Here is a 13186-nt window from a genome sequence, read left to right as displayed (position 1 = left end):
GTGGCGGTGGCCTGCATGGTGTTGACTCCTTTCACGGAAGGGACCGGAAAGCGCTTGTCGAATACCCGTGGTCGCCGTGATCCGCAACTGGTTGACTGACGGTGGGTGAAGGGTCGGAATCGAAAGCATGGATGATCTTCAACAGGCGCTCACGCCGCTCGCCCCGCAGCTCGACGCCGGCGCCACCACGGTGGTCAACCTGCGCCGCCTCTCCGGCGGGGCCAGCCAGGAAACCTGGGCCTTCGAGACCGACACCGGCGCGCCGATGATCCTGCGCCGCAAGCCGCCGAGCGCGACGGGCAGCGGCAATGCCGTACCCCTGGCGACCGAGGCCGCCCTGATCCGCGCCGCCGCCGCCAAGGGGGCGATCGTCCCCAGGGTGCTGGCCGAAAGCGCGCCGGACAGCGAGATCGGCGAGGCCTATGTGATGGCCAGGCTCGAGGGCGAGACGCTCGGCAAGCGCATCACCCGCGATCCGCCCTTCGAGACCATCCGGCCAGGCCTGGCGGCCCAGTGCGGCAAGGCGCTGGCCGCCATCCATGCCGTACCGACCGAAGGCCTGCCGCCGCTGGTCACCTCCAGCGCCCTCACCGAGCTGGAGAAGTACGAGGCCGTCTATCGCGGCTCCGGCGCCGAGCGCCCGATCTTCGAGGCCGCCATCCGTTTCCTGCGCGACCGCGCTCCATCACTGGAGACCCCCGTGCTGGTGCATGGCGACTTCCGGAACGGCAACATCATGGTCCACCCCGAGCAGGGCCTGGTGGGCGTGCTCGATTGGGAACTGGCCCATCTCGGCGATCCGGCCGAGGACATGGGCTGGATCTGCACCCGCAGCTGGCGTTTCGGCGGGACCAAGCCGGTCGGCGGCTTCGGCGACTATGCCGACCTGCTGGACGCCTATCACGCGGCCGGCGGCCGGGAGATCTCGCTCGAACGGGTCCTCTACTGGGAGATGCTGGGCTCGCTGAAGTGGGGCTGCATGTGCCTGACCATGTACATGGCCTATGCCAGCGGCGCCGACGCCTCGGTCGAGCGGGCGATGATCGGCCGCCGGGCCAGCGAAACCGAAATCGACCTCGTCGCCCTGCTGGAGCAAGCCGCATGATCACCCAGCCGACCAGCATCGAACTGATCGAAAGCGTCATCAAGTTCATCGAGGAACGCGCCGCGCCGCAGCTGAAAGACCGCGACGCCTTCCACGCCCGGGTGGCGGTCAACGCCCTGGCCGCCATCAAGCGCGAGATCGCCGGCGGCCAGGCGGCCGAGGATGCCCAGACGGCGCGGATGGTCGCGTTGCTCGGCCATGACGGCGACTGGGCGACGCTGAACACCGAACTCTGCGGCAAGATCCGCGACGGCGAAATCTCCCCGACCGACCCGGCCCTGCTGGCCCACCTGAAGGCCTCGACCATCGACCAGGTCCGCATCGACCAGCCGCAGTACGCGGGCCTGAAGACGCTCGCGGGCTAGTCGATCCTGTGGGTCGGCACCGTGCCGACCGAGATCGACTGGCTGATCGGCGGCGCCGCCTTGGCGCCTTCCGGCACGCCAAGCAGCGCCGCGACCCGGGCCTGCGAGTCCGCTTCCAGGTCGCCGTAGAACAGGTTGTAGGGCGGCATCCGCAGGCGGTCGGCCCAACCGCCGCTCCGCCGCAGGGCGCCGGACTTGGGCCTGGAGACCTTCAGGATGCCCTCGTCGCATCTGGCGTGCACAGCCCGGGCGATCAGCGGCGGGCGCTCGCCCCAGGCCAGGCCGGACGCATTGGCGGCGCCGAGATTGGCGCGTTCCAGCGCCTCCTCCGTGGTCGCCGTACCGGTCAGCGGGTTGACGCAGAGCGGCATGCGGCCGGCGAGGTTCACCAGGGTTCCGCTCGGCGTCCAGCCCAGCGAGCGCTCCTTGATCCGCCCCCGCTCGACCGCCCCGGCCGACTTCCAGGCCAGCACGCAGCCGGCCTGATACCGCGCCGTGCAGGCGGCCGGCGGATGGGTCGGGCCATAGGCGTCGGCCGGGACGACGGTCTCGATGAAATAGGCGGCCGCCATCCGCTTCATCAGGGCGGGATCGGCCGCGATCTCCTCGGCCAGCAGCCGGGCCGCCAGCAGGCCGCCCTGCTCCACCCCGACCAGGATGAACGGCCGCTGCCCTCCGTACTTCGCCTTCCACTGCCGGAAGGCGTCGCGGACGTCGTCATAGGCGAAGGCCCGCGCCTCGCGGGCGTCCTCGCGCAGGGTCAGCTGGGCGTAGAGGCTGGCCTGGCGGTAGTGGGGGGCGAACACCCTCCCCGCCTTGGCGAACGGCCCGGCGTAGTTGGGCAGCATGACCTCGCGGGTCAGGCGGGTGGCCTTCGAATCGCGGAACGGGGCGTTCCAGTGGTCACCGCCGTCATAGGTGGTCGGGTGGATGAAGAAGACATCGGCGGCCGGGTCGTCGATGCGGGGCTTGTCCGGCGCCTTGGGGATCAGCGCCCAGGCGCGCGGTTGATCATAGTAGGGCCTCCCCGGCGGATCGTAGGTCTGGAACGGCACGCGGGGATCGAGGGAGGCGCGCAGGACATCGACGCCCCAGACCATCCAGGCAAGCCCCAGCACAAGGCTGAGCCCCACGGCGCCCAGCGCGATCCAGAGTCGGCGTCCTTGCAACCACTGCGGCATGGGATCAGCCTCGCATGACGTGCGGCGCGGGTTAAGCCCCTGTTCAGCGATAGGAGTCAGACGCCGCCAGGTACTTGGTCACATACTCGGTGATGCCATCCTCAAGCGGCGTGAACTGGCCCGGGTAGCCGGCCTCGCGCAGGCGGTCCATGCGGGCCTGGGTGAAGTACTGGTACTTGTCGCGGATGCCGTAGGGCATGTCGACGTAGTCGATCAGGGGCGCCTTGCCGGCCGCCTTGAACACCGCCTGGGCCATCTCCGAGAAGCTGCGGGCCTGGCCGGAGCCGAGGTTGTAGATGCCGTTGACCGACGGGGTCTCCACCAGCCAGGCAATGACGTCGGCGACGTCGCGGACGTAGACGAAATCGCGCAATTGGCCACCGTCGGCGTAGTCCGGGTTATGGCTCTTGAACAGCTGCACGGTGTGGCCGGACTTCACCTTCGGGAAGATCTGGGCGGCCACCGACTTCATGCTGTCCTTGTGGTGCTCGTTGGGGCCGTAGACATTGAAGAACTTCAGCCCGACCCATTGCGGCGGCTTGTAGTCCCGCGCCGCCTGGCGGGCGGCGAAGACGTCGAACAGGGCCTTGGACCAGCCGTAGGCGTTCAGCGGCTGGAGGGCCTTGAGCGAGTCCAGATCGTCGTTGTCATCGAAGCCGGTGACGCCGTCGCCGTAGGTCGCGGCGCTGCTGGCGTATATGAACCGGCGCTGGCGGTCGGCGCACCAGCGGTAGAGGTCGCGGCTCAGGCAGAAGTTGGTCTGCATGATCTTGTCGGCGTCGGGCTCGGTGGTCGAACTGATGGCGCCCATGTGGATGACGCACTCGATGTCGCGCCAGCGCTTCTCCAGCCAGTCGAACATCTCTTCCGGCGGCACGAAGTCGCCGATCGGGTGCTTGGCGATGTTCTTCCACTTGCCGCCGTCGGCCGTGCCCAGCCAGTCGCAGACGACGACGTCGAGGCTCGGGTCCTCGCACAGGCGGGCGACGAGGTTGGAGCCGATGAAGCCGGCCCCGCCGGTGATGAAGACGATACGGCGGGTCATTCAGGTGTCCTTCCCGGTCATGCGGGCGATAGCGGCGGTGGTCGAATAGCCGTCGACCAGCGGGGCGAGCTTCACCTCGCCGCCCCAGCCCTGCACCAGTTCGTGGCCGACCACGCCCTCGACGGTGTAGTCGGCGCCCTTGATCAGCACGTCGGGCCGGGCGGCCTCGATCAGCTTGAGGGGGGTGTCCTCGTCGAAGGCGGTGACCAGGTCGACGCCCGCGAGGCCGGCCAGCACCATGGCCCGGCTCTCCAGGTCGTTGACCGGCCGGCCCTCGCCCTTGAGGGCCCGCACGGAAGCGTCGCTGTTCACGGCCACGATCAGGCGGTCACACCAGGCGCGGGCCTGGGCCAGGTAGGCGACGTGGCCCTTGTGCAGGATGTCGAAGCAGCCGTTGGTGAAGCCGACCTTGAGGCCCTGTTTGCGCCAGTCGGCGGCCTGCTGGGCCATCTGCGCCGGGCTGGCCAGCTTGGCCTCGGCGGGGGCCAGGTGGGCAGCGATCTCGGCCTCGACCAGTTCGCGCGGGGTGGCGGTGGCGGTGCCGGCCTTGCCGACCACCACGCCCGAAGCCAGCAAGGCGAAGCTGACCGCGTCGTCCATCGACTGGCCGGCGGCCAGGGCCAGACCGAGCGCGGCCAGCGCGGTGTCGCCGGCGCCGGAGACGTCGAACACTTCGCGGGGCCGGCCGGGGTAGTGCCTCACCCCCTCGCCGCGCACCGCGAGGGACATGCCCTTGGCCGCGCGGGTGACCAGCACCGCCTTGCAGCGGCTGAGTTCCAGGGCGTGCTTCAGGGCCGCCTCGACCTCCTCGTCGGTCTCGGTCGGCAGGTCGGTGGCGCGGGCCAGTTCGCTGGCGTTCGGCTTGACGATGTCGGCGGCGCCGTAGCGGGCGAAGCTGCGGGCCTTGGAATCGACGATCAGCACGGCGCCCCTGGCGCGGGCCTCGAGGCAGGCCTCGATGACCTTCTGGGTGACGGCGCCCTTGCCGTAGTCAGACAGCAGGATGGCCCCGGCGCCCTCGGCGGCATAGCGGGCGGAATCGGCGATCTTCTTCTCGGTGTCGCGGACGGCCGGCGAGGCGTCTTCCGAATCGACCCGCAGCAGCTGCTGGCCGGAGGCGACGTAGCGGGTCTTCACCGTGGTCGGCCGGCCCGGGTCGGAGATCAGGTGGGACTCCATGCCGGCCTCGGCGCTGATCATCCGCAGCGCCTCCTTGCCGGCCGCGTCGTCGCCGATCAAGCCGGCCAGGGCCGCCTTGCCGCCGAGGGCGGCGACGTTGCGGGCCACATTGCCGGCCCCGCCGAGCATGGCCGTCTCACGCCCCAGCGCCAGCACGGGCACCGGCGCCTCCGGGCTCGTGCGGCTGACGTCCCCGTAGACGAAGCGATCGACCATCACGTCGCCCACACAGGCCACGCGGGCGCCGACGACGGCGTCGAGGAGTTTCTGAAGGCCGGCCAGATCCATGAGGGGGAGGCTCTGCTCTTTGACGTGGGGTCGGTCAAGACCGGCGAAAGTGATCCAACCTCCGCACACCAACGTACGACCTGGCGTGACTACGCCAAGGACCAATGCCCCGACCCTGCTCTGGCTGCGCCAGGACCTGCGCCTGGCCGACAACCCGGCCCTGCAGGCGGCGGAAGGTCCGGTGATCCCGGTCTACATCCTCGACGAGACGGGCGGCGTGCGGCCAATGGGCGGCGCCTCGCTGTGGTGGCTGGACAAGTCGCTGGCCGCGCTGGCTGCCGGCCTGGAAGCGCGCGGGTCGCGGCTGATCCTGCGCCGGGGGCCAGCGGCGCGGGTGCTGGCCGAGTTGATCGAGGAGACGGGCGCTTCGGCCGTGCACTGGAACCGGCTGTATGACGCCGGGACCATCGCCCGCGACAAGGCCATCAAGACGGACCTGACCGCGGGCGGGATCAGATGCCTGTCCTGCAATGGCGGCTTGCTGAACGAGCCCTGGGACATCGAGACCGGCACGGGCGGGCCCTACAAGGTCTACACCCCCTACTGGCGGGCGGCGCGGCAGCGGGTCGGCGACTTCGTCCTGCATGGCGCCCCGCAGGCCCTCGAAGCGCCGACGACCTGGCCGGCGTCCGACCGGCTGGCGGACTGGGGGCTTCATCCCAGCCGGCCCGACTGGTCCACAGGCTTCGACTGGACGCCCGGCGAGGCCGGCGCCCATGAGGCGCTGCACGATTTTCTCGATGGCCCGGTGCGCGACTACGCAACTGACCGCGACCGGCCTGACCGGGCCGGAACCTCCCGACTGTCCCCTCACCTGCATTTCGGCGAGATCGGGCCGCGTCAGGTCTGGCGGGCGGCGCAGGACGCGGCGGCGCGCGGCGCCGCCGGGAGCCAGGTCGACAGGTTCCTCGCCGAGCTCGGCTGGCGGGAGTTCAACCATCACCTGGCGTTCCACTGGCCTGACCTGGCGACCAGGAACTTCAAGCCCGAATGGGATCAGTTCCGTTGGCAGAGCGACGAGGCGGCCTTCGAGGCCTGGGCCATGGGCCAAACGGGGTTCCCGATCGTTGATGCGGGCATGAGGGAACTTTGGGCCACCGGCTTCATGCACAACCGCGTGCGCATGATCGTCGCCAGCTTCCTGATCAAAGACCTGCTGATCGATTGGCGGCGCGGCGAGCAGTGGTTCTGGGACTGCCTGGTCGATGCCGACGCCGCCCAGAACGCCGCCAACTGGCAGTGGGTGGCCGGCAGCGGAGCTGACGCCTCGCCCTGGTTCCGCATCTTCAACCCGATGACCCAAGGCCAGAAGTTCGATCCGGACGGGGCCTATGTCCGCCAATGGGTCCCTGAATTGCGAAACCTGCCGACCACGGTCATCCATGCACCGTGGACGGCCGTATCTGAAGTACTTGCCCAGGCTGGCATCCAGCTTGGCCGGGATTACCCGAAGCCCATGGTCGATCATGGCCAGGCTCGGGATCGTGCGCTGGAAGCTTACGCGGCCTTGAGAGCCGTGCCTCGGGAGACGGAACCCTCGTGAAAATAGCCATCATCGGTTCGGGGGTTTCGGGTCTGGGCGCCGCGCTGGCCCTGAAGGACACGCACGCCGTCACCCTGTTCGAGAAGGACAGCCGGCTGGGCGGCCATGCCAACACCGTCACGGTCGCGTGCTCCGACGGCCCGGTCGCCGTCGATACGGGCTTCATCGTCTATAACGAGGCCAACTATCCCAACCTCGTCGGCCTCCTGGGCAGCCTCGGGGTCGAGACCCGCCTGACCGACATGAGCTTCGCCTGCGCAGGCGGCGGGGTGGAGTGGTCGTCCAACTTCCCCAGGGGGGTGTTCGCCCAGAAGCGCAATCTGGTGAACCCGTCTTTCCTGTGGATGCTCAATGACATCCGGCGGTTCAATGACCTGGCCCGGAACGACCTCCTCAAGGCCGATCTCAAGGATCTGTCGCTGGGCGCCTATCTCAAGCTTCGCGGGTTCGCCGAGGGCTTCCGCGATCGCTATCTGCTGCCCATGGGCGCGGCGATCTGGTCGACGACCGAGGGGCGGATCGGCGACTTCCCGGCCGAGAGCTTCCTGCGCTTCCTGCAGAACCATGGACTGCTGCAGTTCACCCCGCCGACCTGGAAGACCGTGGCCGGCGGCAGCCGCGCCTATGTCGAGAAGATCGGCTCCATCCTTGGCGACCGGGTGCGCACCAACGCCGCCGTGACCTCCGTGCGCCGCGTGCCCGGCGGGGTGCTGGTCGAGGCCGGCCAGGGCCCGGAGCTGTTCGACAGGGTCATCATGGCCTGCCATTCGGACCAGAGCCTGAAGCTGCTCGACGTCGATCCAGAGGAACGCGCCTTCCTGGGCGCCGTCCGCTACTCGGCCAACAAGGCTGTGCTGCACCGTGACCCGGCCCTGATGCCGGTCCGCCGGCCGGCCTGGGGCAGTTGGAATTACATTGGAGATAATCGCGCGACTTCAACGCCTTATGTCACCTACTGGATGAACAACCTTCAGATGTTGACGACGGCCGATCCGCTGTTCGTCACCCTCAATGGCCCACCGGCCGACCCGGCCCTGGTCATCGCCGAGTTCGACTACGATCACCCGCAGTTCGACACCGCCGCCCTCGCCGCCCAGCGCCGCATCGGCCGCATCCAGGGCCGTGGCGGCGTCTGGCATGCCGGCGCCTGGCTGGGCTACGGCTTCCATGAGGACGGCCTCACCTCCGGGGTGAAGGTGGCGCTGGAGCTTGGCGGCCGCGTGCCGTGGGCCTTTGTCGATCACCGCGTCGCCAGTTTCGAGGGCGCCGGCTCCCCCCTCGCCCGGGCCGCCGCGGCATGACCGCGGCAGCCCTCTATGTGGGCGAGACCTGGCACAAGCGCTTCGCCCCTCGCCCCCACGAATTCCGCTACCGACTGTTCCAGCTGCTGGTCGATATCGACCAACTCGACGAAGCCTTCGCGGGCCTCAGATGGATGCAGCTTGGCCGCCAGGGCCTGCTGAGCTTCGATCCCCGCGACCATGGCGACCGCGAGAGCCGCCAGTTGCGCCCCTGGGTGGCCCTCACCCTCGCCCAGGCCGGCGTCGAGGCCAGCGCGGCGACCATCCGCCTGCTGTGCTTTCCGCGCGTGCTGGGTTTCGTCTTCAACCCGCTGTCGGTCTTCTTCGTGCACGCGGCGGACGGGCGGCTGGAAGCGGTGATCTATGAGGTCAACAACACCTTCGGCCAGACCCATGCCTATGTGATCCCGGCCATCGGCGCGGCCCGCGAGACCCAGCGGGCGGCCAAGGCCTTCTACGTCTCGCCCTTCTACAAGGTCGAGGGCGAGTACCGGTTCGACATCTCCGCGCCGGGCGAGACCCTCGACCTGCGCATCGTCAAGGCGGTAGCCGGCAAGCCGGACTTCGTCGCCACTCAGACGGCGACACGGGAACCGCTTACCGATCAAAGCCTTAAGGCGCTCTTCTGGTCGATCCCGCTGCTCACCCTCAAGGTCGTTGCGGCCATCCACTGGGAAGCGCTGCGTCTGTTTCTGAAGGGCGCCCCGTTCGGGTTGCGGCCGCCGGGGCCACAAGCCGGACAGAGTACGGGCGAGCCGCTGGGCCTCGCGCATCCGAAAAACAGTGATAATATTGCCTCAGAGACGCGGAGCGAGCATGAGCGAGATCGCCTCAAACGCCACGTCGGAGTGGGAAACGCCTGACTTCCGGGCGGCGCCCGCAGCCTTCCGCACGGCCATGAAGGTTCTGCGCAGCAACTGGGATACGGGTAACCTCGATGTGGTCATGCCGGGTGGCCGGCGCCTGCGCCTGCGGGGCGCCAAGGAAGGTCCGGCCGCGGAGCTGATCATCAAGGATTACAAGGCCGTGGGCCGGGTCATGTCAGGCGCCGACATCGGCTTTGCCGAGGGCTATATGGCCGGCGAGTGGGATACGCCCGACCTGCCGGCCCTGCTGACGGCCTTCACCTGGAACCTCGACCGGATCGGCCGGCTGATGGCCGGCAATCCGCTGGTCAAGGCCTGGAACTTCCTGATCCACTTCATGCGTCGCAACGACCGCGAGGGCTCGCGGCGAAACATCCACGCCCACTACGATCTCGGCAACCGCTTCTACGAGCTGTGGCTGGACCGGACGATGACCTACAGCTCCGCCCGCTTCGAGCGCGCCGACCAGCCGCTGGAAGAGGCCCAGCATGAGAAGTACGCGGCTCTGGCCCGCTCCATCGAGCTGAAGAGCGACCAGACGGTGCTGGAGATCGGCTGCGGCTGGGGCGGTTTCGCGGAGTTCGCGGCGAAAGAGGTCGGCGCCAGGGTGACCGGCATCACCATCTCCCAGGCCCAGTACGACTATGCCCGCGAGCGGCTGTTCAAGCAGGGGCTGGCCGAGAAAGCCGACATCCAGCTGATCGACTACCGGGACGTGCAGGGTCGCTTCGACAGGGTGGCCTCCATCGAGATGTTCGAGGCGGTCGGCGAGGAATACTGGCCCACCTATTTCGGCAAGATCCACGAGGTGCTGTCGCCCGGCGGCCGGGCCGGCCTGCAGATCATCACCATCAAGGACGAGCTGTTCGAGCACTACCGGGCCCATGCCGACTTCATCCAGAAGTACGTTTTTCCCGGTGGCATGCTGCCCAGCGAGGAGAAACTGAAGGCGCAGACGGACCGGGCCGGGCTGGACTGGACCGGGCTTAACCGCTTCGGCGAATGCTACGCCGACACCCTGAACCAGTGGCTGCACCGCTTCGACGCGGTCTGGGAGCAGGTCAAGGCACAGGGGTTCGACGAGCGGTTCCGCAAGCTGTGGCGGTTCTACCTGGCCTATTGCGAGGCGGGCATGCGCACCGGCCGGACCAATGTGGTGCAGTTGGGACTGTCGCGCGCCTGATCTCCGCCCCGCTTTAGTTTTTCTACCCTTGCGGATCAGGGGTCGCGCACGATCTAGAGAGCCTCACGACGCAACGAAGGCCGCCCGAATGACTGTCCGCCCCAGCGTGATCGAGGCCATCGGCAACACGCCCCTGATCCGCCTGAAGGCCGCCAGCGACGCCACCGGCTGCGAGATTCTCGGCAAGGCGGAGTTCATGAACCCCGGCCAGTCGGTGAAGGACCGGGCGGCCCTCTACATCATCAAGGACGCCATCGCCTCGGGCGCGCTCCGGCCCGGCGGTCGGATCGTCGAGGGCACGGCGGGCAACACCGGCATCGGCCTGGCCATGGTCGGCGCGGCCCTGGGCTACCAGACCACCATCGTCATCCCCCGCACCCAGAGCCAGGAGAAGAAGGACGCCATCCGCCTGGCCGGCGCCGACCTGGTCGAGGTGGACGCCGTCCCCTACGCCAATTCGGACAATTATGTGAAATATTCCGGTCGGTTGGCGGCTAAACTGAATGCTGAGGAGCCGGCTGGCGCGATCTGGGCCAACCAGTTCGACAACGTCGCCAACCGACGCGCCCACGAAGAGACCACCGGCCCGGAAATCTGGGACCAGACGGACGGCGGCGTCGATGGATTCGTCTGCGCCGTGGGCTCGGGCGGCACCTTGGCCGGCGTCGCGGCGGCGCTGCGGGCCCGCAAGCCCTCGGTGAAGATCGGCCTGGCCGATCCGCACGGGGCGGCCCTGCACAGCTGGTACACGACCGGCGAGCTGAAGGCCGAGGGCAGCTCGATCACCGAGGGCATCGGCCAGGGCCGCATTACCGCCAATCTTGAAGGCTTTACGCCCGACTTCTCCTACCGCATCGACGATGAGGAAATCGTCCGCATCGTCTTCGAACTGGCGCGGCATGAAGGCCTGCTGATGGGTGGCTCCAGCGGCATCAACGTCGCGGGCGCCATCCGGCTGGCGCGCGATCTTGGGCCCTGCCACACCATTGTGACGGTGTTGTGCGACCACGGATCGCGCTATCAGAGCAAGCTGTTCAACCCGGCCTTCCTGGCGGAGAAGGGGCTTCCCTCCCCCGGCTGGCTCTAGAGGATCTACGCATGGCCCAGGACCCGCTCGTTTCGACCGCCTGGCTGGCCGAGCACCTGAACGCGCCCGACGTCCGCATCATCGACGCCAGCTGGTTCCTGCCCGGCGACCCGCGCGATCCAAAGGCCGAGTATGCCTTGGTGCATATCCCCGAGGCCCTGTTCTTCGATATCGACGAGATCGTCGATGAAACCAGCGACCTGCCCCACATGCTGCCCTCGGCGGTCAAGTTCGCCTCACGCATGCGCAAGCTCGGCATCGGCGACGGCGCCCGGCTGGTGATCTACGACAGCCAGGGCCTGTTCTCGGCCCCGCGCGTCTGGTGGACCTTCCGGGCCATGGGGCATGAGGACGTCGTGGTGCTGGACGGCGGCCTGCCCAAGTGGATCGCCGAGGGCCGCCCCGTCGAGGACGGCGTGCCGCCACCGCGCGAGCGCCACTTCACTCCCCGCTACAGCAACGACCTGGTCCGCGATCGGGCCCAGGTGCGCCGCGCCCTGTCGAGCGGCAAGGACCAGCTGGTCGATGCCCGCCCGGCCGCCCGCTTCAAGGGCGAAGCGCCCGAGCCGCGCCCGGGCCTGCGCAGCGGCCATATGCCCGGCGCCCTCAACGTGCCCTCCTCCAGCGTCATCGCGCCCGATGGGGCCCTGAAGTCCGCCGAGCAACTCAAGGCCGTGTTCGAGGCGGCCGGGGTGGATCTGTCACGGCCGATCATCACCACCTGCGGCTCGGGCATCACCGCCTCGCTGCTGGCCGTGGCGCTGGCCCGCCTCGGACGGGACCGCACGCCCGTCTATGACGGCAGCTGGGCCGAATGGGGTCGGCCCGGTGATACCGAGGTCGTCACCGGCGCTTGATCCCCAGGCGGCTGCGGCCGTAACTGCGCCGATGGACGAGAAGACCCGCCTGATCCACGCCGGCCGCGAGGTCGCGCCGCGCGCCCGTACTGTCGGACCCGCGATCCAGCGGGGCTCGACCGTGCTGCTGCCCAACAGCCGCGCCCTCTACGAGGAAGACCTCGGCTACGGCCGCGCGGGCCTGGCAGCCCAGGAGGCGCTGCGCGAGGGCTTAGGCGAACTGGAGGGCGCGAGCAGCGTCCACCTCTATCCCAGCGGCCTGGCGGCCCTCTCCGGGGCCCTTACGGCCGTGCTGAAAGCCGGCGATGCCATCCTGGTCACCGAGGGCGCCTACAAGCCGACGCGGGTCTTCTGCCAGCGGGTGCTCAGCCGGTTCGGGGTGCGGGTCGAGATCTACGACGCCCGCCTTTCGCCCGACGCCCTGATGGCCCTGGTCAAGGACGACACCCGGCTGATCCTGCTGGAATCGCCCAGCAGCCTGACCTTCGAGATGCAGGACGTGCCGGCCATCGCCGCCGCCGCGAAGGCCAGGGGCGTGCTGACCCTGATGGACAACACCTGGGCGGCCGGCCTCTACTTCAAGCCGCTGGCCCATGGCGTCGATATCTCGGTCCAGGCCCTGACCAAGTACGTCTGCGGCCACAGCGACATCTTCATGGGCAGCGCCGCCACCAACGACCGCAAGCTGGCGGCGCAGTTGGAGGCCGGCGTCCACGACTTCGGCTGGGCGGTCACCGGCGACGCCGCCTACGACATGCTGCGGGGCCTGCGCACCCTGCCCACCCGCCTGGCCCGCCACGACGAGACCGCCCGCGCCGTGGCCGGCTGGCTGAGCGCCCAGCCGCAGGTGAAGCAGGTGCTGCACCCCGCCCTGCCCGGCGCGCCTGGACACGCCATCTGGGACCGCGACTACAGCGGCGCCAGCGGCCTGTTCGGCCTTGTCTTGAACCCCTGCCCGCTCGACGCCGAACACGCCCTCCTCGACGCCCTGAAGATCTTCGGCCTCGGCTTCAGCTGGGGTGGTTTCGAGAGCCTGGCCATCCGGTGTGATCCGCAACTGACCTCGCGGACCTTCGTGACGGAGATGGCCGGGCCGCTGTTCCGGCTGCACATCGGGCTGGAGCAGGCGAGTGACTTGATTGCCGACCTGGCGGCGGGGTTCGCCGCGATGGACGCGGCCAGTTGA

General features: G+C 68.9%; 12 protein-coding genes. 9 read left to right on the top strand and 3 right to left on the bottom strand.

Features of this window, described 5'->3' with window-relative positions; translation table 11 throughout:
• Positions 1 to 127: 127 nt before the first annotated feature.
• Both O5I81_RS09015 and O5I81_RS09010 read left to right on the top strand, forming a co-directional pair.
• On the top strand, positions 128 to 1105 hold the full coding sequence (locus O5I81_RS09015; protein WP_271068608.1) for a phosphotransferase family protein: 978 nt from the start codon (positions 128 to 130) through the stop codon (positions 1103 to 1105).
• A complete protein-coding gene (locus O5I81_RS09010; protein WP_271068607.1) occupies positions 1102 to 1470 on the top strand; it encodes a DUF6285 domain-containing protein in 369 nt (122 codons plus the stop codon). The genes O5I81_RS09015 and O5I81_RS09010 overlap by 4 nt, the downstream gene beginning before the upstream one ends.
• On the opposite strand, the gene O5I81_RS09005 is transcribed toward O5I81_RS09010, so the two are convergent.
• From O5I81_RS09005 to rfaE2, 3 genes are all read right to left on the bottom strand, one after another.
• The gene (locus tag O5I81_RS09005) at positions 1467 to 2603 is read right to left on the bottom strand and encodes a DUF3089 domain-containing protein (RefSeq protein ID WP_348637286.1); all 1137 of its coding nucleotides are present in this window, start codon (positions 2601 to 2603) and stop codon (positions 1467 to 1469) included. The genes O5I81_RS09010 and O5I81_RS09005 overlap by 4 nt on opposite strands.
• Positions 2604 to 2694: 91 nt before the next feature.
• Positions 2695 to 3696: an ADP-glyceromanno-heptose 6-epimerase gene (rfaD, locus tag O5I81_RS09000; RefSeq protein WP_271068605.1), complete on the bottom strand. Its 1002-nt coding sequence runs from the start codon at positions 3694 to 3696 to the stop codon at positions 2695 to 2697.
• The gene (rfaE2, locus tag O5I81_RS08995) at positions 3697 to 5163 is read right to left on the bottom strand and encodes a D-glycero-beta-D-manno-heptose 1-phosphate adenylyltransferase (protein WP_271068604.1); all 1467 of its coding nucleotides are present in this window, start codon (positions 5161 to 5163) and stop codon (positions 3697 to 3699) included. It abuts the gene before it with no gap.
• Positions 5164 to 5248: 85 nt separating this feature from the next.
• Here rfaE2 and O5I81_RS08990 point away from each other — a divergent pair, with 85 nt between their 5' ends.
• The 7 genes from O5I81_RS08990 to metC all read left to right on the top strand — a co-directional run bounded on the left by O5I81_RS08990 (position 5249) and on the right by metC (position 13186).
• Positions 5249 to 6706 carry a deoxyribodipyrimidine photo-lyase gene (locus O5I81_RS08990; RefSeq protein WP_271068603.1) on the top strand — a complete coding sequence of 486 codons (1458 nt, stop codon included), beginning with the start codon at positions 5249 to 5251 and terminating at the stop codon, positions 6704 to 6706.
• Positions 6703 to 8007 carry an FAD-dependent oxidoreductase gene (locus O5I81_RS08985; RefSeq protein ID WP_271068602.1) on the top strand — a complete coding sequence of 435 codons (1305 nt, stop codon included), beginning with the start codon at positions 6703 to 6705 and terminating at the stop codon, positions 8005 to 8007. Before O5I81_RS08990 ends, O5I81_RS08985 begins: the two co-directional genes overlap by 4 nt.
• The gene (locus tag O5I81_RS08980; RefSeq protein WP_271068601.1) at positions 8004 to 8870 is read left to right on the top strand and encodes a DUF1365 domain-containing protein; all 867 of its coding nucleotides are present in this window, start codon (positions 8004 to 8006) and stop codon (positions 8868 to 8870) included. The genes O5I81_RS08985 and O5I81_RS08980 overlap by 4 nt, the downstream gene beginning before the upstream one ends.
• Positions 8824 to 10056, top strand: coding sequence for a cyclopropane-fatty-acyl-phospholipid synthase family protein (locus O5I81_RS08975; RefSeq protein WP_271068600.1), 1233 nt, complete (start codon positions 8824 to 8826; stop codon positions 10054 to 10056). The genes O5I81_RS08980 and O5I81_RS08975 overlap by 47 nt, the downstream gene beginning before the upstream one ends.
• A gap of 88 nt (positions 10057 to 10144) precedes the next feature.
• On the top strand, positions 10145 to 11143 hold the full coding sequence (locus tag O5I81_RS08970) for a cysteine synthase A (protein ID WP_271068599.1): 999 nt from the start codon (positions 10145 to 10147) through the stop codon (positions 11141 to 11143).
• A gap of 11 nt (positions 11144 to 11154) precedes the next feature.
• A complete protein-coding gene (gene sseA, locus O5I81_RS08965; RefSeq protein WP_271068598.1) occupies positions 11155 to 12000 on the top strand; it encodes a 3-mercaptopyruvate sulfurtransferase in 846 nt (281 codons plus the stop codon).
• A 31-nt stretch (positions 12001 to 12031) separates the two neighbouring features.
• The gene (gene metC / locus O5I81_RS08960; protein WP_271068597.1) at positions 12032 to 13186 is read left to right on the top strand and encodes a cystathionine beta-lyase; all 1155 of its coding nucleotides are present in this window, start codon (positions 12032 to 12034) and stop codon (positions 13184 to 13186) included.

This window comes from Caulobacter sp. NIBR1757 (genome assembly GCF_027912495.1).
Lineage (GTDB): Bacteria > Pseudomonadota > Alphaproteobacteria > Caulobacterales > Caulobacteraceae > Caulobacter.
The sequence above is the reverse complement of the archived record's forward strand: the minus strand, read 5'-3'. Positions and strand labels throughout refer to the sequence as shown.

Coding starts and splice junctions, on each gene's coding strand:
- sseA (WP_271068598.1), top strand. CDS start 11,155: ATGGCCCAGGACCCGCTCGTTTCGACCGCCTGGCTGGCCGAGCACCTG.
- O5I81_RS08975 (WP_271068600.1), top strand. CDS start 8,824: ATGAGCGAGATCGCCTCAAACGCCACGTCGGAGTGGGAAACGCCTGAC.
- metC (WP_271068597.1), top strand. CDS start 12,032: ATGGACGAGAAGACCCGCCTGATCCACGCCGGCCGCGAGGTCGCGCCG.
- O5I81_RS09015 (WP_271068608.1), top strand. CDS start 128: ATGGATGATCTTCAACAGGCGCTCACGCCGCTCGCCCCGCAGCTCGAC.
- O5I81_RS08970 (WP_271068599.1), top strand. CDS start 10,145: ATGACTGTCCGCCCCAGCGTGATCGAGGCCATCGGCAACACGCCCCTG.
- rfaE2 (WP_271068604.1), bottom strand. CDS start 5,163: ATGGATCTGGCCGGCCTTCAGAAACTCCTCGACGCCGTCGTCGGCGCC.
- O5I81_RS09010 (WP_271068607.1), top strand. CDS start 1,102: ATGATCACCCAGCCGACCAGCATCGAACTGATCGAAAGCGTCATCAAG.
- O5I81_RS08980 (WP_271068601.1), top strand. CDS start 8,004: ATGACCGCGGCAGCCCTCTATGTGGGCGAGACCTGGCACAAGCGCTTC.
- rfaD (WP_271068605.1), bottom strand. CDS start 3,696: ATGACCCGCCGTATCGTCTTCATCACCGGCGGGGCCGGCTTCATCGGC.